We start from the raw sequence: 21,522 nt of genomic DNA, 5'->3' as shown, positions 1-21,522 counted from the left end.
CAGTGGTGCTCTGCTCCCTTCTAGCGCTGCTGCACGCGATCTAAATCTGACGGACGCTGTTGACAGTTGGGTCTCTCGTAACTAGGAGACCTGCGTGCCTACCGAACGCGATCTATCAAGGCGTGCGAGGCACCGCCTGGCCGTGCTGCGCCACGTGGAGGAAGTGAGCGGCAGCGTTGCCGCCACCTGCCGCTACTACGGCATCAGCCGCCCCTGCTACTACACCTGGCTGCGCCGCTACGAAGCGGAGGGACTGGACGGGCTCAAGGACCGCTCCAGCGCACCGCACCACACACCGCATGCCAACAAAGCAGACGTTGTGGAGAAGATCCTTTGGCTGCGCCAGCAGTACCACTTCGGGCCGGCCAAGATCGCAATGCAGCAGACTGGGCTGGTGGCCGACCTGATCGGCGACGAGGACCCGGCGCTGGCCCTGGCCGAGGACCTTCAGGCACTCATGCACGTCTCCCGCCTCCTGGCCCGCGCCCTGGCCGCCCTGCGCGAAGGACTCCTCGCCGAGGCATGAACATTCCGGGGCTGCGTCCCAGCGAGGGAGGCGCACTGCAGCGGTCTGAGCGCCGGCCGCGGCACAGGGCCCGCCTTTCTCGTCCGGTGGCGTGTGGACACATTTCGGCGTGGAGTGGAAGGACAGGCAACGTCGTCTGTCTCTGGAGGCAGCATGCCCACGCTCCATGTCGAACACGAGATCACGGACTTCGATGTCTGGAAGGGGGCGTTCGATCGGTTCTCCGAGTTCCGGCAGAAGGCAGGGGTGCGCCGGTATCGCATCCAGCGCCCGGTCGGCGATCCGCAGTACGTCGTGATCGATCTCGAATTCGAGACCGTCGGCGAGGCGGAGAAGTTCCTCGGACTCCTGCAGACGAAGGTCTGGTCGTCGAGCGAGGCGGCACCGGCTCTGGTCGGGACGCCACAGACCAAGATCCTTGAATCCGTGGAGGAACGTGAAGCAGCGTGAGCTGGGCGAACGTTTTCTCGGCCGGCTCCCGGGCACCCGTCCGACGATCGGCCGTGTAGCGGCAAGACAGATCCAGCGCCCTGCGCTGGAGAGAGGGAGGTCCACCGTGCTGACCGCAATCGCAGACGTTCTTCGGTCCATCGGCGGGGCCATCGCCACCGTCGTCACCCTGCCGTTCAGGGCCGTGGCCCGACTTTTCGGCGGCGCCTCGAGCTCCGCTCACGGACACCACTGACAGGCCAGCGCGCACCAACGCGCCGGCGCCCCAAAGCCCAAGCCCGGCTGGAACCCCCGTCCAGCCGGGCTTGCGCATGTCCAGCCCTGCGAAGACGGCGTCGACGGAAGCCGCGAAGCTCCTGGGGAGTTGCAGGTCTCAGCCCGTCTCAGACTCAGACGGCGGCCGTCGGGTTCGCTGATCCGGCGGTGCGGCGGTGTTCGGCGTTGATGCGCTGGGCCTCTTTGAGCTGGTCTTCGAGGATGACGATGCGGCAGGCGGCCTCGACGGGGGTCCCGCGGTCGACGAGTTCCCGGGCGCGTGCGGCGATGCGCAGCTGGTAGCGGCGGTGGCCGCCCTGGGAGCGGAGCGGGGTGATGAGGCGGGCTTCGCCGATGGCGCGCAGGAAGCTTTGGGTGCTGCCGAGCATCTCGGCGGCGCGGCCCATGGTGTAGGCGGGGTAGTTGTCGTCGCGAGACGGCCGTAGGAGTCGTCTGCTGTCATCGCACCTCTCTGCGGAACGCGTGAGGGGCCCTGGTGCCGTATGGCACCAGAGCCCCGAAGGAACTGCTACACCATCTGCCGGCCCTGGTACTGCGCCGGCCTACTTGTTCCGCTAGCCCGCCTGGGAGGCCGGGCAATGCGGGGATCGCGGTTGCTTGACCGGAGACCACCTCACTATCGATGTCCTGCGGTACCCGGGCTCAAGACTTCCGCCCGGGCGATCCTGATGGCGCCTGGCTCCTCCGTTCTTCCCTCGGTGATCGACTACTTCTCAATCAGGTACTGCGTACTGCTGGTGATGCGAACTGCTCAGTGGCCTGTGACAGCGCCACTCTTCGGCAGCCAGCCCCGCCGCCCATCTTGCGAGTGCTCTGGCTTGGAACCCCACTGCCGAACCTCCCGGTGCGCGCGCCCGCAGCCGACGCCTTCACCGAGGTACTGCTCACTGCCTTCACTGCTGGGTACTGCGAACTGCACTTGCCGGTACTGCCACTGCGTTAACTGCGGTACTTCTCATGGCGGCCCCTGATCACTGCGGGCCACCCGGTCCGGTCGTCAGTCCCGTCGCCGCCTGCAACAACCCTGGCTTCGAAACTCCACCACCGCACCGCCCTGCGAACTGCAACTGCGCGTACTGCTGCCCGGCAGTTCGTCTCTGCCGGGCTCTGCGGTCTGTCTGGCTACGAGAGAAACCATAACCACGCCACCATCTAATGTCTACTCCGGCCAACATAGATTTTCGCGCGTTCAGCGAGGAGGTAACCGACCTCGAACAGTGATGGAGTGCGGGAGCGAAGTCATCACCGCCGGGTGAGGGTGGGGCCCGCTATTGCACGCGTCGGCCTTGGAGCGACGGGTGCAAGGCGCCTTGTCGAGCATGTCGGGTGTCAGGTCGCTGTGAATGCGGAGTACCCGGGGGCCGGTGGGGTAGCGGCCGAATTTCGGGGCGGAGTTGGTCGACCTGCAGCTCGACCATCAGCTCGGGCAGCACCGGCAGATAGAGGACCGGCTCGGCACCGGGCAGGCCGTCGACCGTTCCGGGCAGTTCGCGCATCGTGGTGCCGGCCGATGCAGGAGGGGCGCGGCAGCCCGTCGAAGGTCGGCACCCACCGGGAGGCTGACGCCTACGGGGCGCATCCGGCCAGCGCGGGACCGGCCCAGGATGAAAGCCTGCGCCGCGGGGGTTGTGCCGGTCACGCCGATGACGGCTGCGTCGATCCTGTGGCGCTGGCGCCATTTCACCCACCCCGAACCTCGGTTTCGCTGACGGCGAGGATGCCGAAGAGGGCGACGTAAACGTCGAAGTCCGCGCCGGGCCGCGGCCCCGCGTCCGGCTCGGCTCTGGAGGCGCTCGAAGGCGACTTCACCGGTGTCCGTGACGGCGACGAGTTCGCCGTCGAGCACCGCGTCCGGAAGGCTCCGTGCGGCGTGGGCGACGTCAGAGAACGGGTGGGTAAGGTCGGTGCCGTTCCGGTTCCACACCCGGCCTGAGCGGGTGTGGAACCGGCGGCGCCAGCCATCCCATTTCGGCTCCAGCGCCCACCCCGGCCCCTCGGGGATGTCCTTGACCGGGAGGGCCAGGGCTGGGCGGGCAAAGCGAAGGGCGGTGGCAGGAGCAGTCTCAGCTGCTCGGCGCACGGCGTGCGATGGAGGGGACAGCCGTGGCGCGCATCATGCCGCCGTCCTTGCTCGGGAGGTTTCAGCGTATGACGGGCGTAGGTGACCGGCATGCGCAGCCGTGCCTTCGCCGTATGAGTGGTGACTGAGTGTCCTACTTGGCCCCACCGGCCAAGTAGGACACTCAGGTCGGAGCTCTGTTCGTGGCCGGCTGGGTCAGGCGGTCCGGCCGACGTGGGCGGCGAGCTGGTCGAGGGCCGGTGCGTTGCTGGGTGCGTGCTTGGACGGGCCGAACATGCTCGTCTGGGCGCGGATCTTGTCGAATCGCCCAGTCGGCAGACGGCTACCAGGCCACCGGCAGCCGCTCAGGTACCCGTTTCATGAACCGGGTACGCCAGACCAGTTGCTCCATCGGCACCGCCAGCTGCAGGCCGGGCATTTTCTCCAGCAGCACCCGCAGGGCGACCTCGGTGTGCTTCTTGCCCAGGCCCGTGGCCGGACAGTAGTGCCCACCCCCGCCGAACGAGAGGTGCTCGGCCGCATTGGGCCGGTCGAGGTCTACGGTGTGCGGATGGGGAAACTTGTTTGGGTCGGTGTTGGCGGCCTCGACCAGGACGAGGAGCAGTTCACCCTTCTTCACCTGGACTTCGCCCAGAAGGATGTCCTCGGTGGCGATGCGGGGCAGTCCGTCACCGATGGACAGGTTGACGCGCAGGAGCTCATCCACCGCAGCAGGAATCCTGTCGGGCTCGGCGCGCAACTGGCGCCACACGGGCGGGTTTTGAAGGAGGGAGACGATCGCCATCGTCAAGAAGCCCATCGTGCTGATGACGCCGGCGCCGAACATGGTCACGCCGACCGTGGCCAGCATCTCGTCGGTCAGATGTGCGTACTCCTCCTTCCCGCGTAGGGCGGCGAGCTCGCTCATCAGGCCGGTGGTGAGCGGGTCGTCCAGTCGCTCCACCATGTAGGCGATGTCGCGGTCCCAGTTGAGTTTGGCTCCGGTGATCGCGCTGGCCGAGTTCATGAAGGCGATGTCGAGGCTTGCGGCCAGGCGGGGCGCGTCTGCCTGGGGGATGCCCAGGATGCGGCAGTGCAGGTGCTCCGCGTAGGGGCTGGTGAACCGTCCGCGCAGGTCGACCGGCGGGCCGTACGCGAGCAGGCTGTCGAGCATTTCGGCGGCGTGGGTGTGCATCCAGTCTTCGAGGCCGGGTGACTTGGGGTTGATGGCTTTCAGGACAGCTTTGCGCAGTCCGGCGCCGGTGATGTTGCCCATGTTGTTGACCACCTCGGGTGGGATGGTCAAGGCGTACTGCCTGGGTACCCCGGGTGCGGAGGTGTCCTTGAGGCTGAAGCGCGGGTCCTCCAGCACCTGCCTGCACAGACGATACGACGACACCAGCCACGCTGGATCTCCGGCGATAGTGCGGATCCGTTTGACCGGCTCGTCTCGCAGCTGGGCGATCTCGGGTGGGAGACGGTCGCCACGCGGGGAGAACGGGAAGTCGAGCGGCGTGTCAGCGTTCATCGTGTTGTCCTTCGACGGGGGTGATGACGACGTGGCCCTGATTGCGGGAAGCGCGCAGACCAGCGCCGCGCGCGTACAGCAGCTCGGCCATCGGCAGCAGCTGGTGGTAGCAGTTCAGCGATGACGGAACACCGAGGATCGCGGGGGTGTCGAGGAACAACGGAGCTTCGGCGCACACGTACTTGAGGCATACCTCGTGCTGCCGGCGGGTGGCCGTCTGGCCATGCAGCAGCTTGGCAGACAAGAAAGTGCCAACCAGCGCGTCGCACGTCGCACGGAACTCCGGGTCGCCTTCGAGGAGGGCGACCAGGTTGCCATGGATGTCCTGGTAGGCCGGGATGGCGGTGAGCTCCGACAGTGCGCGGGCCCGTACCCGGCTGCCGGTCGGATCGACAGCCTGAGCCGCAGCGGTCGCCTTGGCGCGCACCCCGCGCAGATTTTTGACCGCCTTGCGGCGAGCGTCGTCCGCAGGGTAGCCGAGCGCTTCGAACATCTCGCCCACGAAAAGGTCGGTGTAGATCAGATCGACCTGGGCGAAGTGGGCCGCGCCCCAGCAGGCAAGATCGATGACGCGCTGTGCGGAGAAGTAGCTGTTGCCCGACGAGACGCCGATCACGGCGTGCGCGCCTTCCTTCGCTATCACTTCGCACTGCTGCGTGTACGGCTGGGCCTGGAAGAGTCCAGTCGCTACCTTCAACGTGCTCGTGCCTCTCTTCTGCTCTCGGCCCCGCTTCGACGCCTACGCGCTCTCTCAAGGCAGACGGGACCAGAAGTCTCAGCCCGAGGAGAACGATCGTGGGCGTGCGAATGCCAGAGCTTCTTGATCACCCGATCACTGTCACAACTTCGCGCCGGCGAAATAGTTGCGGCCGCCCGCACCAGACGCTCGCTCGGCGAAGGCTCCGGGCGTCACCTCCCGGCTGCGGTGGGCGGCGGCCTCGCCAGGACAGGCTCAAGAAGACTCGCCTGGGGCGGCTTGTGCGCCAGGGACTGAACGAGGGGTGCGGGCGCTGGAGGCGAGCTTGCGGGTAATAGCGATCAGGTCGTCGGCCCGGTCTTCGGCGCTGCAGGACCCGCATCAGGTGCGATTGTCAACGAGTTGGGCCCGAAGGTCGTAATGACCTCGCTGGAACGGCTGCGGGCGATCCGCGACATCACACCCAGCGGGACGTTGACGCTGCCCCAGCTGTCGAAGACCCCCAGAACCGGGGTTCCTCAGGCCACCAGCTCGTCCGGGACGGCAAGGCTGTCGCGGCCTGCCTCACCACGGCGGACCTCCACCCGTACGGGCAGATCCTTCAGCGGGCCGAAGCATGCTTCGAGCTCGGCGACCAGGTGCGCGTGCCGCACGGTGCTTCTCGATGAAGATCAGGTGCACCCTGAGGGACTGAGGTTCATGAGGTCGACCGCGTGGTGGTTCATTCAAGGGACGGTCGAGGATGAAGACGGGCGAGCCTGGCTCCCTCCCCTCGTACCGGCCAGGGCCGGCGAAGGCATCCACCAGCGTCACCCGCGGCCGCGCATAGCCGGTCCGCTGCGACGTCTGCAGCAGGATCGGCCGCCACGCGTCCAAATACCGGCGCGGCGCCCGCAAGCACCCACCGAAGAGCCACCCTATTGGCCGTCAGGTTAGGCCCGCCGCTGTCGAAACTCGCGAACATTTCGGCACGGCCGCGCCCGTCGAATGGCGCAGCACTTCTACATTGGTCGGACGACACCCGCCATGTCCATCGCATGCCGATGGTGGACAGTTGCTCCACCCACTCGGGGGTCAGGGTTGCGGCTCGGCTGCGTTGCTTGCTGATCCATTCGCCGAGTTTGACCGTGACGTCCTGCCACGGTCGGTCAGGCCGTCGCCCACGCAGGACGCCCGGCTGGGATCCCCAGCCGGGCGTCCTGCGTGGGCTGTTGTACGCCCGCCCCGGGCGCGCCTCGTGTGGAACAGCCGTTGGTCGCCTTCCAGGCGAGGTGGTGCGGGTCAGCTCTGACCTCGCCTTCTCCTGGCGTTGGTCCACGAGATCGGCGAAACGGTCGACCGGGGCGCGCTCTGTGGGCGTGAGCTCGTCCGTGCGCGGAAAGCTCACGAAGCTGGCTGACTGCGGCTGGCTGCGTAAACGGCCTGACGGGAAGTTCACCTCCCACCTGTGACCAGGCCGTACAGCGGCCGGGCGTATTTGAGGTACCTTCGGCGGCTGTCGAAATTGTGTGACGAAAGCCAAAGCGCCTGCCGGGGACACCGCTATCGATGGATGGCGAAGAAGTCCCTAGTCCACGAGCCCCGCATGGTGCGCCAGGATCGCCGCCTGGACGCGGTTGGTGAGAGAGAGCTTCGACAGGATCCGGCTGATGTGGGTCTTTGCGGTCGCCTCGCTCACGTGCAGGGCCGCGGCGATGCCCGTGTTGGAGAGGCCGCCGCTCAGAGCGATCAGGACCTCGCGCTCCTTTTCCGTCAGGGCCTCCAGGCGGCTGCGGGCCTCGGACCGGCGGCGCTGCCGCTCGGCGGAGGGGGCGTCGTCATCCTCCGTGAAGCGGCGGATGAGGCGGCGGGTCACCTTGGGGGAGAGCATCGCGTCGCCGCGGGCCGCGCTGCGCACCGCAGCGATCATGTCAGCTGCGGTGGCGTCCTTCAGCAGGAAACCGACGGCCCCGTGACGTAGCGCTGTCTGGACGTATTCGTCCAGGTCGAAGGTGGTCAGCACGACGACGCGGGGCGGGCGGGGCGAGCGGGTGAGGCGCTCTGTGGCGGTCAGGCCGTCGGAGCGGGGCATCCGGATGTCCATCAGGACGACGTCCGGCTCCAGGGCGGCGGCCATCGACACCGCCGTATTGCCGTCCGATGCCTCGCCCACCACTTCGATGTCGGGGGCGGACGCCATGATGGTGCTGAGCATGGAGCGCACCATCCATTCGTCGTCCACGATCAGGACCCGGGTCGTCGTCTCGCTCATCGCGTGGCCTTCACGGGGGTGGGCGGCTTCTGGGATGGGTCGTCCAGCGGGATCTCGGCGGCGATCTCGAAGCCGCCGTCCGGGGTCGCGCCTGCGGTGAGTTCGCCGCCGACGAGCCGTATCCGTTCGGCGATGCCGAGCAGGCCGTGGCCGCCGCTGGGCAGACCGGAGGGGTTGGCGCCGATACCGTGCTGGTTGATCACTGTGAGGTGCAGCAGTCGGCGGGTGCAGTGGACCCGGACGTGGGTTTCGGCGTCGGCGGCGTGCTTGTGAACGTTGGTCAGGGCTTCCTGCACCACCCGGTAGACGGCGTGCTCGATCAGGGCCGGCAGCTCGGGTGGGCGGGTGGTGCCTTGCTCTCCGGTCAGCTCCAGGGTGGTCGGCGTCCCCAGGCTGCGGGAGTCGGCGATCAGGGTCTCCAGCTCGGCCAGGCCTTGCTGCGGGGCGAGCGGGGCCTCGGGCCGGGTGTGCAGGACCTCCACCAGCGAGCGGAGCTCGGTCAGAGCCTCGCGGCCGATGGCGCCGATCTGCTTGGCCATGTCGACAGCGGACGCGCCCTTGGTCGCCTCGAGGGCGGTCGCGTGCAGCACCATCAGGGACACGCGGTGGGTGACGACGTCGTGCATGTCCCGGGCGATCTGGGCGCGTTCGTCGCTGCGGGCCTGCAGCACCCGCTGCTGCTGCTCGCGTTCGGCCCGCTCGGCGCGCCGGCGCAGCTCGGCCATGAGGCGGCGGCGGGCGCCCATGTAGAGGCCGAGCAGGGCGGGGAAGACGCAGATGCCCACGCTCATGAGGCTTGCGTCAAAGCCGCCGCCCCTCCATATCGGCAGGGCGACCACCGTGACGGCGACCGTGGAGGCGACGGCGACCCGGCGCCAGGAGGCGGCTCGGTCGGCCAGGGCGTACTGCGCGAACACCACGGCGATCCAGGCCGACAGCACCACATAGGCGCCCAGTGCAGCCAGCAGAAGCAGTTCGGGACGGCGCTGACGGAACCATGACGCGAGGCCGACGACCAGTCCGACCGGGATCGCCACGAAGAGCGGCGGGTGCGCGGCAAGGTAGTCGAACCTGGCGGGCATCCCGTCGATGGCGGCCGTGACCGCGGCCGAGGCCAGCGCCACGAGAACGCCCTCCACCGACCGCAGACGTTCCCGGTGGGCCGCGAGGCGGCTGTCCCATGTCATGGCTGCACGCTAGCCGCGGTGCGGGAGGGCACGCGTCGATCGAAAGTTGTACGCAGCGTCGCCCGGCCCGCACCTTTCCGCCGAGGAAGAGAGCGAGGATCGGCGGATGCCCGGCCGGTGCGGTGACGGCCACGCTGATGGCATGCCTGAGATCACCGAATCCACCACAGCAGGGCGCCGCCGCCTCCGGGTCCTCGGCGACCAGAACGCCCGCGACCTCCGCCGGCCACGCAGACGCCCACCACAGCCGCCGTCGAGTCCGGCCCGACGGTCGCAGGGCCGGGGGTGATGGCAATGTACGTAGCCGCAGCCGGATTCGAGCTCGCGCTGGGTATCGTTCTGCTCCCCGCCTGGTTGGTCGCCGCCGTCATGACGGGTCTGCAGCCGGGCCGCCGCACGGTCGGCGGCATGCGGCGGGTGTCCCGTGTAGCGCTGGTGTTGGTGGCCGTCGCCCTGCTGCTCACCGCGGCAAGGCTCGTCGTATACGGGCTGCTTGCCCTCCGTGGGTGGGCGTTCGTCGGCGACCGGCGGCTGTTCACCACCTTCGTCATGCTGCTCCCGGCCGTGATCGCTACCGCCGTTTGGACGGTGCCGTGGCTGGCATCCGCCGCCCGGACGCGGTTGCCCGACCCGGGCGCGCTGGTGACGTTGGATGAGCAGTCGCGCGCCCGGTCCCCGCGCCATGTGGTGCCGCCCCGGCTCGCGGTCTTCGGCGGCTTCGCCTGCTTGGCGCAGCTCTTCCTGCCACCGGACCGGTCGTTCTGGATCAGTCTCGTCGTCTACGGGTTGATCACCGCTGCGGTTGCCGGGCTGCTGGTCTGGCGTGCCAACGCTCGGCTGCGAGGCCTGTTCACCGGCCGTGAGATCCCCCGGGGGCGGGCACTGGCGGTCCGGCTGGGTACGGCCGTAGTGGTGCTCGGCACCGTGGTGGGGCTGGTCAATCACGGGATTGCCGGCAGCCGGCTTCCGCACACCTTCTCGATGATGCAGGGCCACGCCGACTGGGGTGGCGGTGCCGCCGGTGAGCCCCACGGCATGACAGGCGGCCACCACATGGCCTCGGGCGCCGGTGGGGCGGACGAGGTGTCCGTCGACAAACTGCGCGGTCCCAGAAGTGGTACGCCCGAGCGGCGCTTCTCCCTCACCGCGCAGGCCAAGAAGGTAAAGCTGGCCTCCGGCAGGGAGGTCGACGCCTGGACGTACAACGGTCAGGTCCCTGGCCCTCAACTGCGGGTCACCGAGGGCGATCTGGTCGAGATCAAGCTGCGGAACGAGCTGCCCGGCAAGACCCCTGTCACCCTTCACTGGCACGGCGTCGACGTCCCCAACGGCGAGGACGGCGTGGCCGGCGCCACCCAGGACGCGGTGTTGCCCGGCAAGTCCTTCACCTACCGCTTCCGCGTGGAGGAGTCCGGCACCCGCTGGTACCACTCTCACCAGGCCGCCTCCGAGCAGGTCGACCGCGGCCTATTCGGCGCTCTGATCATCGAGCCGAGGAAGCAGACCCGGCCGGTGGACAAGGACGTCAGCGTCCTCGCCCACGACTGGCAGACCGACAAGGGCCTGGTGTCCGCGATCGGCGCCTCCGACGAGCTGGAGCGGCGCCGCGCCGAGCCGGGCGAGAAGGTGCGGGTGCGGCTCACCAACACCAGTGGTACCACTCGCGAGTTCGCCATTGACGGCATCCCGTACAGGGTCACTGCCCTGGACGGCACGGACGTGCACGAGCCGACCGCGCTCAAGGGCAGGAAGCTGGTGCTCGGCGGCGGCAACCGTATGGACGTCGAATTCACCATGCCCGACGGGCCGGTGCGGGTGACCGACGGCAGCGCGCCGGACGCGGGCATCGTGTACTCGCCCAACGGCAAGGGGGAATTGAAGGCGGACCTGAGCGGCCCCGAATTCGACCCGTACAGCTACGGCAGTCCGAAGAGGACGGAGCTCGGCCCGGACAGCGACTTCGACCGGGACTACCGGCTTGTCTTCGACGAGTGGCTGGGCTTCTACGACGGCAGTTTCGGGCTGAAGCAGACCATCAACGGCCGTGTCTTCCCGGACACCCCGATGCTGATGATCAAGGAAGGTGAACTGGCCCGCGCCACCTTCATCAACCGCGGGACCGAGGACCATCCGATGCATCTGCACGGCCACCACATGCTGGTGCTGAGCAAGAACGGCAAGCGCGCCTCCGGCAGCCCGATGTGGCAGGACACCGTGCTCGTCCGGCCGGGCGAGGAGGTCCAGGTCGCCTTCAAGGCCGACAACCCCGGCATCTGGATGGATCACTGCCACAACTTCTGGCACAGCAAGCTCGGCATGGTCATGCACCTCGCGTACGACAACGTCACCCTGCCCTACGAGATCGGCGGACCCGTCGGCAACAAGCCCGAGTGAGGAGTTCTGATGCGCCAGAAACGAGCCGCGGCCACCATGCTGGCCGGGGCGCTGTGTCTCACCACGGCAGCCTGCGGCACCGCCGCGACCCCGAAGGCGGTCACTTGGGGTACGAGCCCTCCGGTCTTGCTAGAGAACTGTGGTGCGCCGTGAAGACGCCGTCGGGAAGCCGGTCCGTCGCACTGCCGGAACGGGTAGGCAGGTCAGCTCCTCTTGCGCTCCCGTGTCGCCGTCCTGATCTCCTCCGTCGCGGCCCGGAACGCCGGAGCGGAGCGGGTGAAGTAGTCGAAGGGCAGGTTCTGTTGCTCCGGGGTGTAGTCGGAGAGCACCTCCCCGACGCGGCGGCGCGCCGGCACCACGGCCGCCTCGACCTCTCCCAGCGCGTCGGGGATCGCCTCCACCAGGACCTTGCGCCGGTCGGCGGGGTCCGTGGTGCGGCGCACGTATCCCGCACGCTCAAGGCGGGCGATCAGGCGGTTCGTCGCGCCCGTTGTGACGCCCGTACCGACCGAGAGTTCGCCCGAAGTGAGCCCGCTCGCCAGGCTGATGCGGCTGAGCGCGTACCACTCGGGCGCCTGGAGGCCCGCAGCCTCCGTGCCCGCCGTGGCGTGCAGCCCTTGCTTGATATCCGTGCACGCGCAGATAACGCATGTGTGCAGTTACTGCACAAGTGCAGTCATTGTGGCCGCTGTCGCCACAGGTCCACCACCACCGAACGGGGAGTCCTCACCATGAACCGAAAGCTCGTCAAGCGCGCCGCCCTCGTCTCCACGCTCGTCCTCGCCCTCGGCGCGACCGGCACCTATCTCTATCTGGACGCCACCTCCGACGTGCAGCGCACCGGCGCCGAAACCTGCGGCGAGGTGATCCCGGCCGACGCCGACCGCCGCGACGGCAAGGCCGTCTGCGCCACCCTCGACGCCCTCGCCGACGCCTGGGAGCGCGGTGACGCGGAGGCGTACGGCCGCCAGTTCACCGAGAACGGCACGTACACCACCTACATAGGCAGCCACTACGAGGGCCGCGCCGACATCACCGCGAGCCACCGCGCGCTCTTCAAGGGCTTCCTCAAGGACAGCAAGCTCGCCGCCAGGTACCTCGATATGCGCTTCCTGACCAAGGACGTCGCCGTCCTCACCAGCCGCGGCGCCGACTACACCGGTGACAAGCCCAGCGCGGACGAACTCTCGAAGGTGACGACCTTCACCCTGGCCCGGGAGACCGACGACACCTGGCGGATCGCAGCCTTTCACAACACTGAGCGCAGCAACGTCATGGAGAGCTTCTCCTTCCTCTGGGCCCCCGACACCGCCCCGAAGGCGGAAAAGCGACCCACGCCCTGATCACCGTCGCTACCGCAGGCATCGGCCACGCCCTCGCACTGGCCCTCGCCGCCGAAGGTCACACCATCACCACCGAACACCGCCTCAAGTCCGGGCGGCGCTGTAGGCGGCGCGGGCCTGCTGCAGGCCGACGATGAGCGCGGCCGGTACCCCCAAGAGGGCCGCGCCCGCGGCGGCAAGGGCTGCAATCGCTTCTGTCTGCACGTACGACATCGTTCCGCAACCGTCATCCGTCTCTGCTTCAGGGCTGGAACGCTGGCGATCTGAGCGTTACATGCCCATGCACTCCATCCGGCCGCTGAGGTACCACGGGCAGTCGGGGGCGGACCTCAAAATACGGCTACCCATTCCTCATTGTCGATCTCGGCGTAGAGCCACCGGTCGGTACCGAGATCGTCGAAGTAAGGGTGGAGCGCTTCCTCGGTCTCCACTTTGGCGAGCGTGTTGCTCTTGCCCTGGTTGCAGGGCCCACAGGCTAAAACCAGGTTCAGAGGAGTGAGAGCCAGAAGCGGAAGGTCAGCCTTCGGGACATGGTGGTCGAGTTGGTGGACTTGCTCCAGACCACACCGAGCGCAGGTTCCGTAACTTGCTCCCGATCACCACGACCACGGGGGCTCTTGGACCTGGGATCCGGGCGTGGGGTTCTTCTGGCGGTTCGGCTGCGCTGCGCGGTGGCTGCTTCGACCGCCTGCGGTCACCGCGCTGGACGCGCGCTGTGAACCCTGCCCCCCGGCAGAGAACGAGAGGTCACCGCCCGGCGCAAGGGCCCACCAACTTCCCGAATCTGCGCCCCTGACCACCTGATAAGCGGACGAGACGCAGCAGCCAACCCCAGCCGGCCTTCCCCAGGAAGCCGTGCGGGCCCCGAGACCGCTGAAGTTGCCGAAGGAGCCGCTGTTACTGCCCCTGATAGGGCGGCTGTTGTGGCGGCGGGGCGCCGTGCGGCCCGGGGTTGTGCGCCGGCTGCCCGGGAGGGGCCACAGGCGGATATGCTTGCGTGCCCGCCTGGTGCGGAGGCGGGACCCCCTGGCCAGGCTGCTGGATGGGCGGATAAGTCGCCTGGGTCGGCATGGCGGGGCTCGCACCCCAGCCCCCGGGTGCGACCTGCTGTTGCGCGCTCCCGCCGCGTTTGCTCATCGCCACGGCGACGACGACCACGACCGCGGCAAGCACTCCCAAGCCAACCAACAGCAGCAACAACAAGAGCATCTGTGTCCCTCCCATGCCTCAAGGCCCGTGCGCCACGACGCACCCGTTGACCCACCACGACCCTACAAGGGTGCCGCGACAGCCCGATCCCCACTCTCGGGAAGCGCCGGCCCCTGAGTCTCGGACGGCGTACGAATCACCCACGAACTCCTCCCGGCCCCCGGGGGGACGACGCTACGAGTGGCGACACCCCCGCCGCCCGATGAACCCATCCACCCTCAGAACGCCGGCGAGGCGAAGCGGCCGCCAGGACGGGATAGGTCGGCGAAACCAGCACTGTCGCGGGCTCGCCCACTCTTCTAAGAGGTCGTTTTCTCCCGTTGTTTCATCCCGGAATCTGCTGTTTGGTCTGCGGTGTTGGGGCGCGCCAGGAGAACTGGCCGATGTCGAACGGGCCGTCGCCTAATGGGGCGGCGCGCCGCAGGCACGCGGCCGGATCGAGGCTCTTCAGCAGTCCTCGGCGAGCATCGCACTGTTCTTGGAGTACATCCCGCAGAACCTGCACCAATGGCTGGGCACCAGGATCGCAGCGGAGGACCACAACGCCAGCCCCGCCTGCGCCATGGTGGAGAAGGAACTAGCGGCTGGCATCTCGTTCATCAACAGCCGCGGGCTCCTGCACTTCGACGCCCACTTCGAAAACATTCTTACCGACGGCCGGCGCCTCTACTTCGCAGACTATGGCCTCGCCACCTCCTCCAGCTTCGAACTGTCGCAGGACGAGGCCGATTTCCTCGCGCGGCACCAGTCCTACGACCGCTGCTACACCGCCACATATCTGGTGAACTGGCTTGTCACCGCACTCTACGGATACCAGAGGGCGGACCAGGAGGGCCGCCACGCGCTGGTGCGCTCCTACGCGGAGGGAAAGCGCCCTACAGGGGTCCCAGAGGAGGCCGCCGCACTCCTCACCCGCCATGCACCGATCGCAACAGTGATGTCCGACTTCAACCGCACGTTCCAGCGCCAGAACAGGCAGACCCCATACCCGCTGGAGGCGATCCGCCAGCTGAGCGGAATGTGACGCACTTCCATACGAACCCCCAAGCATGCCGTCCTTGCTCCAGGCGTTATTCCACCGGCCGCGTCGCGCCTCGAAGCGTGGCTCGCGGACTGCGTGTGCATGTCGGGCTGCTGGGTCGGTTCATCGGGCTGCTGTGTGTCTGGCTCCTAGAGGGCTTTCGTGCGGGAGTGTGCGCAGGCCGGGCCCGCCGTGGTCTCGGGGGCGGTCGTAGGCGACGGTATGGCGGACGGCTGCGGCGGCGCGGGCTTAGCGCTCGGCCCGCTGGCGGACAGCGGCCGCTCGTTTCGCCGCCGCGCGTCCGGTTCGGCGATCACTCGTACGTGTTACGTGATTCACCGTCATGCGATCACCTTACCCGACGGGTAATTCAACCAATTTGCGCGCCTTTCACTTTCGGGCCGCGCGCAAGTGCACGTGAACGTGGAGTCAGCTATTCGCTGACCCACGCCCACGTGTGAAGCATCACCGATCAGAAGGAAATGCCCAATTAGTCTCGGAGTACTGAACCAACGCGGACAAGGTACGACGATCCCGGGCACTTTCGCTTCGAGGTCTTCGCATTGGCGACCCACCTCCCGTAGGCGGTGCTCTCTACGCCTCGACTATCGGTGCACACAACCTTGACCTTGTGTGCGCCAACCGTTCCGAGGTCGGAACAGTAGGCGTATCCGGTGTTCCCTCGGTGCCACGTATTGCAGTCTGCTGACTGAATTCCGACTTCATCCGCAGCAGCCGAAGGCGCAAAGATGGTGCCCGCGCCCATGACTATGCCTGCAATAACGAGGCCAGTCCTTTTCCCGCTCACTCTGAACTCCGTTCAAACTGTAGAATTTTACTGCCAAGTGACGGGCGGACCTTCAGCTGAGTTCGACCTGGTAGCCAGCCTTGTAAAAGTAGCTAGATCCGGGGCAGTGCTTGGTCGACCACTTACCGCTCAGGCCGGGCCTCCAGGGCCCGTAGGTGTTGCTCTGCACGCCTCGGGAGTCAATGCAGGTCAACTTGACTCGGTACCGGTCCATGCGCGCCATGTCGGTGCACTTGGCGGATCCGGAGTTCCCGTGGTGGGCTGAGGTACAGCTGTACTCGGCCTTCGGACTTACGTCCGCGGACGCAACAGGCGCGGCGAAAAGGCTTGCGGTGAAGGCAGAGGCGGCGATAGCGAATATCGCTCGAACTCTGTTCCTCATGTTTCCCCCTTTATTGGGGGTCAGGTAAGGGTTCACGTGAACCCTTAGTTGCCCCCGATTAGTGCGAGTTTCAACGACTCTTGCGGTCGATCTTGACTTTGCCATACACCGAGATCCCTCGCAAGCATTTCTCCAGATTCGCTGCACATCTCAAACCTCAAATGAAACTCAATTAGTGAGCTTGAAATCCGCACCTTTCGGGTTACAGGTCTTGGGTTATTGACAATTCAGCGAAGTTGCTGACTCGCCCTGTATTAACTGACAGATTGTATGTATTGGTGATTCATCCTATTGATGCAGGATGGTGCGTGTTCCGCGTAGTTGACCTGGCCGCAGCGTTCGAAGCGTTCACGGGATGAGGGCAGCACCGGTTGCCGGCGCTCAGTGACGGTAGGCGGTCGTCGCGATCTCGACGAAGGATCGGATCAACGGGCTGGTGTCACCTTCGTTCCACGCCGCCACCACTCGGCTCGGCGCCATGTCCGTCAGCGGTACCACGGCCAACTCCGCGGGCAGGTCGTGTCCGAGCGGGGCCAGGCCGACCGTGCCGTTCCACAGCACGGCGTGCAGGCATTCCGGGACGGCGCGCACCACTGGGCCCTCGCGCGGCGTGCCGCCGTTCCAGTACGACTGCCAGATGGGGTCGATGCCCTGCGGGAACTGGAACCAGCGGCGGTCGCTCAGCTCGGCCAGCCGCAGCCGGTCGCGGCGGGCCAGCGGATCGTCGGCGCGCAAGACCACGCCGACCGGATCGGTTCGCAGCGCACGCACCGTCAGGGCGGTCTCGTCGAACGGCGCCCGGGTGAGGGCGACGTCGACCAGTCCGGCGCGCAGCCCGCACGTCGGGTCGGTCAGGTCGGTGTCGCGGATGCGGATGTCGATGCCGGGGTGGGTTCGGCGGTAGGCGGCGGCCAGCCTGGACACTCCCGGGTCGGTGCCGTCGCCCAGGATGCCGACGGTGACGGTCGCGGCGCCGGCTGCCGCGCTCACGCGTACACGGACGCGGTCGGCATGGTCGAGCAGGGCCCGCGCCTCGTCGAGCAGCACCGCGCCAACCGGAGTAAGCGTGACGCCGGCGGGTGAGCGGGCGAACAGCAGGGCTCCGACATCGGCCTCCAACTGCTTGATCGCCCGGCTCAGCGGCGGCTGACTCATGTGCAGTCGGGTGGCGGCCCGGCCGAAGTGGAGTTCCTCGGCGACCGCCACGAAATAGCGCAAGGTCCGTAGCTCCACGCTGCAACGATACCCACGGGGTATCGGCGCTGCGGGATGGGTCTTGGACACTGGCAGGCCCCCGACGGTGCACTTGTGAGCATGACCGAAGAAGCAGAGGCCAACGCGCCGCAGGTCGACCCCGCCGTATCGGTGGTGCGTCCCGGCGACGGCGAGACGATCGTTCTGGGCACCACGCACATGCGCGTCCTGGAGGACGGTAGGCACACCGGGCACCGCCTCGCCATCGCCGAGTCCGTCCTCGCCCCGCACACCCAGGGACCGCCGCAGCACCGGCACGCCCAACACGACGAGGGCTTCTACATCCTCTCCGGCACCGTGCGGTTCACCGTCGGGGACGAAGACCACGACGCCACCACGGGCACCCTTGTGATGGTTCGGCCAGGCACCCCGCACACCTTCGCCAACCTGACCGACCAACCCGCCGTCATGCTCAGCACATTCACACCCGACCTGTACGTGCAGTACTTCCGAGACCTCCAGGAGGTGCTCGCCGACGGCCGGCCGCTGACGCCACAGGCCAACATCGACGCGATGAGCCGCTACGCGACCGAGCCCGCCACCGACCTCGCCTGAAGCCGACGGGACGGAACGGCCAAGCCACCCTTCTTCCGACCGGCGAGGCCGTGGCGCTGCCGTCCCGCCGGCCCTCGGACGACGGGCCGGGCCTTCTCCAGGGGCTTCCCTGGCAATCGACGCAATCGACGGGGCCCCCGCGAACCGGTGGCCCATGAAGGGGAACGATGAACATCGCCTACTGCGACCGGCCTGGTCCTGCCACCGTTGACCGGCATCGCGCCCTCGCTGGCGCCAGCCGCGGCCATCGGCTTCGTCCTCCTGCAGACCGGTGCGATCGCCATGCACCTGACCGGCGAAGACCGCCGGATCGCGCTCAACGTCGGGCTCACCGCCACCGCGGCCGTGACCATCTGGCTGGCCACCAGGCTGTGATCGAGCACAGTCTTCGACCAGAGGATGCCCAGGGCCAGCCGCCCGCCGGCAGCTGTCATTTCTCGGCGGAGTCGAGCTCGATCAAAGCCCAGCGCCGCCGGCCGCCCGCGTCCTGATCGGTGTCCACCCCACAGGAGGCCACCCCGAGAGCAGCGATGCGCGTCAGCACGTCGTCACCGTCAGGGGCTTGGCCCGTCTGATGCGACAGAACCAGGACCAGGGCTCGTTGGTCCTGGTCGGCAAGGTGGACGCTGATGCGGCTGCCGCCGTCGGCGATGGCCGCCGGTACCAGGAGAGCCAGCAGGCCACCGACCAGGTCAGCGTCCGGACGGTAGTCCCAGGCCTGGAGCTGCTCAATGACCCGGCGCCGGGCCTTGCCCGGTGCGGACGGTGCAGCCCAGGGAGCCGCATCCAAAGTCCAATTCGCACCGCGCCGGTTCGCCATCGTCACCATCATGCGTCCCCGAGTCGCCACCGTGCCGGCGCCCAGCGGCCCGTAGGAGCGCAGCGTATGCCGCTCCGGACGTGGCAACTCAACCGGCTTCTTCGGCGGGGGCGGGGTCTTCGGCGGATAGGAGGGCGGATGCGGCGCGTTGGGCACCGGTGGTGAGGAGTTCACGGCAGCCTCTCGAAGTCCGTTGGGTCAGACGGTGGCTGTCGGTTCGACAGCTGCCGTCTCACCCAGGATGCGGCTTTCAACGGTACGGGGCGCGGTCGCTCCGCGTCGACGGTGCCTGCACTCTGTGCGAAGGAAGCTTGCATCTTTCCGTCCGCGATTGGTCACGTAGGGTCGCGGTTGCTTTGCAGACCGCCCGTCGGGACGAACGGCCGGGGGCCCTCCCTGTCCGGGGAGGCCGGCCGCTGGCAGCGGCCGGCCGCGAGGTGGCTTTGGTCAGGTGAGCGTTGTGGGGTCGGTGTTCGCCCCGCACGTACCTACTGACGTACATACCGGTTGCACGACCCTGCTCCGCTGTCGCCCGGCTCCGTGCCGAGGGCTGCGACAGCATGGACTAGGACGGCCCCGCCTCTTTCCATTCAGGTAGCGGCACATCAACATCCAGGGCTGCTACCTGTTCAACATCACCGCCAGCGGCCCGGGCCGAAGACGGACAGGGCGAGGAAGGCTGAGGGCGCAGAGCACGGCGAGGCCGACGGGCACGTTGAGCGTAGATGTTCTAGGACCGCGGTATTGAACCGTCTGCTCTCCGCTTCCGTCTCTCTGATGGGGCGACATGCGATCGCCCGGTCGGCGTGGAAGCGAGTGGCCCCTTTTGGGCCTGGATGGGTATGCAGAAAAAGACTCTGATCATCAGCGCAGCCTGCGTAGTAGGTCTCTGGGCCGTCGGCTCGGTCGTGACGCCCGTGCTGAAGGAACACAACGACGATTTCCCGGACGTGTTCAACGACCATGTGCTCCACGAACGCGTCAAGACGTTCCCCACCGAGCACGAGGCCCGAAAGTCCGCCGACGGTGAACTCATCTTCCGGCTCCCCAAGTGGGTGCCCAGGGACGCGACGGACATCACGATCAAGGCGCAGACCACCGGCAACGCCAAGCTCATGCGCTTCACGCTCGCCGACACCCCGCTCCAGCTGACGGGTGAGGAGGGCTGCTTGGAAGGCGCCTTCTCCGACGGGCCAACGCTGGTAGCGAGCTGGTGGCCACAAGAGGTGGGGGCCGGTGACGGACGGCCCGACTGTTCCGGGCAGTACCAGCTACGGGTGGTGGTCAAGGGAGACAAGGTCTACGCCTGGAGCAACGGCGACATGGTCGAGAGCTAAGAGCCTGTGTCACCTCTTCTGTCTGCAGGCTGCAGCACTGTGAGGTTGATGCTGCCGCCAGCGGCTCATCCCTACCCTTCAGGGTTTCGGCAGGTCAGCACAAGTTGCTCACGTACGGGCAATAGTTGACGTGGAGTCAGGCTCCAACCCGGGAGTACATACGTCTGTGCGTGCCGACATGCATGCCTACGCACGTACCCGCGTGCATGCTGAGGTACCTACAGCTCCACCTACCAACTGCGTGAAGCAGCTGCCCTGCCGGCCAGGAGTCAGGTCGTGTCGTCAAGCATGTCGGGGGTCAGGTCGCCTCGGATGCGCAGCACTCGGGGTCGGTGGCGGTAGCGGCCGAACTCGGGGCGGAGTTGGTCGACCTGCAGTTCGGCGACGATCTCGGGGCGCACCGGCAGGTAGAGGATCGGGTCGGCGCCAAATAGGCCGCCGACCATTCGTGGCAGTTCGCGCATCGTGTTCCCCGCCGGATGCAATAGGGGAGCCCGCCGAACCGGTGCCTGACAACGTCCACGTCGCTGCTGCCGGAAACTAGCTGGCCAGGACGATCTTGTACTTCGTTCGTATGGAAAGGGCAGAAAGACCCTCGTGCGACCTCTGGCACCGGGCAGTAGACGGCTGTGGGGGTGATCCCTCACCGTGCACTATCCGCGTCTAAGGAAGCGAGGAACCCCATGAGTGAGATGAACGGACTGGAGCAGTCAGTCAACGGCTTGGTCACCGCCGCAGTTGAGGCGCCCCAGTCAGCCATCGACCTTCTGACCGGCAGTGGTGACCCCAAGTCCGCCAATCTCGGCAAGGCTGTGCAAGGTCTGCAGAAAGCTCCCGGCGCCGGAGACGTGACTCGGACGCCGATCCGTGTTCCGATCAACATGTCGGGAAGCAACGCTGGCATCACCGGGGGCGGGCTTCTGAACTCGAACCCGGATCAAGGCAGCATCAACCGGTGAGGAGTTAGCTAGGCCAACCAGACGACTCCGTATACCGGTAGGGGTGCTGGCAGCGCGCGCGTACGCCCCGCTGGCCGATCAAGGCCGTCGCAAGTCAAGCGACGGCCTTGATCGGCCTGACAGCTCCTTGTCGCTCCATAGTCGTGAGGCCGCAGGGAAGGTCACGTCACCCGTCTAGGCGACGGTTTGATCGAGCACGTCCAGGCGCAGCCGCGTGAACCGAATCCGGTGGCGGTTGGCGCCGTGCTTGAGAGTCCTGTCGGCACTGATCTCCGCAGCCGGCCGTGAGGTCTAACTCTCTTTAGAAGCCGTTTCTTATGGCTCGTTGGCTCGTTGAGCGGTGCATGACGGATCTGGTTGAGCGGTTGGTTCCGGATGAGTTGTGGGTGTTGTTTCGTCGGGTGGTTCCGCCGACGGTGGTGATACGTCCGCAGGGTGGTGGCCGGGCTCGGGCGGGTGATCGTGA

General features: G+C 67.3%; 19 protein-coding genes and 4 pseudogenes. 10 read left to right on the top strand and 13 right to left on the bottom strand.

What is annotated here, in order from left to right; genetic code table 11:
• Positions 1-94: 94 nt before the first annotated feature.
• The 3 genes from ACGFZW_RS00115 (at position 95) to ACGFZW_RS00105 (ending at position 1,211) form a co-directional block, all read left to right on the top strand.
• Positions 95-526 (top strand): helix-turn-helix domain-containing protein, encoded by a 432-nt coding sequence (locus ACGFZW_RS00115; protein WP_393890697.1) that lies wholly within the window; start codon positions 95-97, stop codon positions 524-526.
• A gap of 153 nt (positions 527-679) precedes the next feature.
• Positions 680-976 carry a hypothetical protein gene (locus ACGFZW_RS00110; RefSeq protein WP_393890696.1) on the top strand — a complete coding sequence of 99 codons (297 nt, stop codon included), beginning with the start codon at positions 680-682 and terminating at the stop codon, positions 974-976.
• Positions 977-1,082: 106 nt separating this feature from the next.
• A complete protein-coding gene (locus ACGFZW_RS00105) occupies positions 1,083-1,211 on the top strand; it encodes an LPFR motif small protein (RefSeq protein WP_393890695.1) in 129 nt (42 codons plus the stop codon).
• A gap of 154 nt (positions 1,212-1,365) precedes the next feature.
• On the opposite strand, the pseudogene ACGFZW_RS00100 reads toward ACGFZW_RS00105, so the two are convergent.
• The 8 genes and pseudogenes from ACGFZW_RS00100 to ACGFZW_RS00065 all read right to left on the bottom strand — a co-directional run bounded on the left by ACGFZW_RS00100 (position 1,366) and on the right by ACGFZW_RS00065 (position 8,974).
• Positions 1,366-1,694 (bottom strand): annotated as a pseudogene (locus tag ACGFZW_RS00100) (MerR family transcriptional regulator).
• A 975-nt stretch (positions 1,695-2,669) separates the two neighbouring features.
• Complete coding sequence (locus ACGFZW_RS00095; RefSeq protein WP_393890694.1) at positions 2,670-3,332, bottom strand: hypothetical protein; 663 nt, start codon at positions 3,330-3,332, stop codon at positions 2,670-2,672.
• Between the two features lie 322 nt (positions 3,333-3,654).
• Positions 3,655-4,839: a cytochrome P450 gene (locus ACGFZW_RS00090; RefSeq protein WP_393890693.1), complete on the bottom strand. Its 1,185-nt coding sequence runs from the start codon at positions 4,837-4,839 to the stop codon at positions 3,655-3,657.
• Positions 4,829-5,536, bottom strand: coding sequence for a tRNA-dependent cyclodipeptide synthase (locus ACGFZW_RS00085; RefSeq protein ID WP_393890692.1), 708 nt, complete (start codon positions 5,534-5,536; stop codon positions 4,829-4,831). Before ACGFZW_RS00085 ends, ACGFZW_RS00090 begins: the two co-directional genes overlap by 11 nt.
• 518 nt (positions 5,537-6,054) lie before the next feature.
• Positions 6,055-6,189 (bottom strand): hypothetical protein, encoded by a 135-nt coding sequence (locus ACGFZW_RS00080; protein ID WP_393891298.1) that lies wholly within the window; start codon positions 6,187-6,189, stop codon positions 6,055-6,057.
• 55 nt (positions 6,190-6,244) lie between these two features.
• A pseudogene (locus ACGFZW_RS00075) lies at positions 6,245-6,412 on the bottom strand (hypothetical protein); the annotation flags it as partial.
• A 691-nt stretch (positions 6,413-7,103) separates the two neighbouring features.
• Positions 7,104-7,787 carry a response regulator gene (locus ACGFZW_RS00070; RefSeq protein ID WP_393890691.1) on the bottom strand — a complete coding sequence of 228 codons (684 nt, stop codon included), beginning with the start codon at positions 7,785-7,787 and terminating at the stop codon, positions 7,104-7,106.
• Complete coding sequence (locus ACGFZW_RS00065; RefSeq protein ID WP_393890690.1) at positions 7,784-8,974, bottom strand: sensor histidine kinase; 1,191 nt, start codon at positions 8,972-8,974, stop codon at positions 7,784-7,786. Before ACGFZW_RS00065 ends, ACGFZW_RS00070 begins: the two co-directional genes overlap by 4 nt.
• A 294-nt stretch (positions 8,975-9,268) precedes the next feature.
• On the opposite strand from ACGFZW_RS00065, the gene ACGFZW_RS00060 reads away from it, so the two are divergent.
• Entirely contained in the window at positions 9,269-11,368 is a 2,100-nt protein-coding gene (locus ACGFZW_RS00060) for a multicopper oxidase domain-containing protein (RefSeq protein ID WP_393890689.1), read from the top strand.
• 203 nt (positions 11,369-11,571) lie between these two features.
• Here ACGFZW_RS00060 and ACGFZW_RS00055 read toward each other — a convergent pair whose 3' ends face one another.
• Positions 11,572-11,982: a MarR family winged helix-turn-helix transcriptional regulator gene (locus tag ACGFZW_RS00055; RefSeq protein ID WP_393891259.1), complete on the bottom strand. Its 411-nt coding sequence runs from the start codon at positions 11,980-11,982 to the stop codon at positions 11,572-11,574.
• A gap of 117 nt (positions 11,983-12,099) precedes the next feature.
• Between ACGFZW_RS00055 and ACGFZW_RS00050 the strand changes: the two genes are divergently transcribed.
• The gene (locus ACGFZW_RS00050) at positions 12,100-12,711 is read left to right on the top strand and encodes an SgcJ/EcaC family oxidoreductase (protein WP_393890688.1); all 612 of its coding nucleotides are present in this window, start codon (positions 12,100-12,102) and stop codon (positions 12,709-12,711) included.
• A gap of 455 nt (positions 12,712-13,166) precedes the next feature.
• On the opposite strand, the pseudogene ACGFZW_RS00045 reads toward ACGFZW_RS00050, so the two are convergent.
• Positions 13,167-13,274, bottom strand: a pseudogene (locus ACGFZW_RS00045) (HNH endonuclease); the annotation flags it as partial.
• Positions 13,275-14,398: 1,124 nt separating this feature from the next.
• Between ACGFZW_RS00045 and ACGFZW_RS00040 the strand changes: the two are divergent.
• The gene (locus ACGFZW_RS00040) at positions 14,399-14,944 is read left to right on the top strand and encodes a hypothetical protein (protein ID WP_393890687.1); all 546 of its coding nucleotides are present in this window, start codon (positions 14,399-14,401) and stop codon (positions 14,942-14,944) included.
• Positions 14,945-16,512: 1,568 nt separating this feature from the next.
• On the opposite strand, the gene ACGFZW_RS00035 is transcribed toward ACGFZW_RS00040, so the two are convergent.
• Positions 16,513-17,364 (bottom strand): LysR family transcriptional regulator, encoded by an 852-nt coding sequence (locus ACGFZW_RS00035; protein ID WP_393890686.1) that lies wholly within the window; start codon positions 17,362-17,364, stop codon positions 16,513-16,515.
• Between the two features lie 81 nt (positions 17,365-17,445).
• Here ACGFZW_RS00035 and ACGFZW_RS00030 point away from each other — a divergent pair, with 81 nt between their 5' ends.
• A complete protein-coding gene (locus ACGFZW_RS00030; protein WP_393890685.1) occupies positions 17,446-17,940 on the top strand; it encodes a cupin domain-containing protein in 495 nt (164 codons plus the stop codon).
• Positions 17,941-18,123: 183 nt separating this feature from the next.
• Positions 18,124-18,315: pseudogene (locus ACGFZW_RS00025) on the top strand (DoxX family protein); the annotation flags it as partial.
• Positions 18,316-18,370: 55 nt separating this feature from the next.
• On the opposite strand, the gene ACGFZW_RS00020 reads toward ACGFZW_RS00025, so the two are convergent.
• Positions 18,371-18,760, bottom strand: coding sequence for a hypothetical protein (locus ACGFZW_RS00020; RefSeq protein ID WP_393890684.1), 390 nt, complete (start codon positions 18,758-18,760; stop codon positions 18,371-18,373).
• Positions 18,761-19,602: 842 nt separating this feature from the next.
• Between ACGFZW_RS00020 and ACGFZW_RS00015 the strand changes: the two genes are divergently transcribed.
• Positions 19,603-20,097 (top strand): hypothetical protein, encoded by a 495-nt coding sequence (locus tag ACGFZW_RS00015; RefSeq protein WP_393890683.1) that lies wholly within the window; start codon positions 19,603-19,605, stop codon positions 20,095-20,097.
• A 269-nt stretch (positions 20,098-20,366) separates the two neighbouring features.
• Here the strand turns inward: ACGFZW_RS00015 and ACGFZW_RS00010 are convergent, their stop codons facing one another.
• A complete protein-coding gene (locus ACGFZW_RS00010) occupies positions 20,367-20,561 on the bottom strand; it encodes a hypothetical protein (RefSeq protein WP_393890682.1) in 195 nt (64 codons plus the stop codon).
• A 219-nt stretch (positions 20,562-20,780) separates the two neighbouring features.
• Here ACGFZW_RS00010 and ACGFZW_RS00005 point away from each other — a divergent pair, with 219 nt between their 5' ends.
• Positions 20,781-21,056 carry a hypothetical protein gene (locus ACGFZW_RS00005; protein ID WP_393890681.1) on the top strand — a complete coding sequence of 92 codons (276 nt, stop codon included), beginning with the start codon at positions 20,781-20,783 and terminating at the stop codon, positions 21,054-21,056.
• Positions 21,057-21,522: the final 466 nt, after the last annotated feature.

The organism is Streptomyces sp. NPDC048248 (genome assembly GCF_043201875.1).
In the GTDB taxonomy this organism is placed as follows: Bacteria; Actinomycetota; Actinomycetes; order Streptomycetales; family Streptomycetaceae; genus Streptomyces.
This window is presented reverse-complemented; position numbering and strand designations above follow the sequence as displayed.

Bases quoted from the DNA above. Each gene is read 5' to 3' on its own strand.
- ACGFZW_RS00110 (WP_393890696.1), top strand. From the start codon at position 680: ATGCCCACGCTCCATGTCGAACACGAGATCACGGACTTCGATGTCTGG.
- ACGFZW_RS00090 (WP_393890693.1), bottom strand. From the start codon at position 4,839: ATGAACGCTGACACGCCGCTCGACTTCCCGTTCTCCCCGCGTGGCGAC.
- ACGFZW_RS00070 (WP_393890691.1), bottom strand. From the start codon at position 7,787: ATGAGCGAGACGACGACCCGGGTCCTGATCGTGGACGACGAATGGATG.
- ACGFZW_RS00065 (WP_393890690.1), bottom strand. From the start codon at position 8,974: ATGACATGGGACAGCCGCCTCGCGGCCCACCGGGAACGTCTGCGGTCG.
- ACGFZW_RS00060 (WP_393890689.1), top strand. From the start codon at position 9,269: ATGTACGTAGCCGCAGCCGGATTCGAGCTCGCGCTGGGTATCGTTCTG.
- ACGFZW_RS00050 (WP_393890688.1), top strand. From the start codon at position 12,100: ATGAACCGAAAGCTCGTCAAGCGCGCCGCCCTCGTCTCCACGCTCGTC.
- ACGFZW_RS00030 (WP_393890685.1), top strand. From the start codon at position 17,446: ATGACCGAAGAAGCAGAGGCCAACGCGCCGCAGGTCGACCCCGCCGTA.
- ACGFZW_RS00020 (WP_393890684.1), bottom strand. From the start codon at position 18,760: ATGGCGAACCGGCGCGGTGCGAATTGGACTTTGGATGCGGCTCCCTGG.
- ACGFZW_RS00015 (WP_393890683.1), top strand. From the start codon at position 19,603: ATGCAGAAAAAGACTCTGATCATCAGCGCAGCCTGCGTAGTAGGTCTC.
- ACGFZW_RS00010 (WP_393890682.1), bottom strand. From the start codon at position 20,561: ATGCGCGAACTGCCACGAATGGTCGGCGGCCTATTTGGCGCCGACCCG.
- ACGFZW_RS00005 (WP_393890681.1), top strand. From the start codon at position 20,781: ATGAGTGAGATGAACGGACTGGAGCAGTCAGTCAACGGCTTGGTCACC.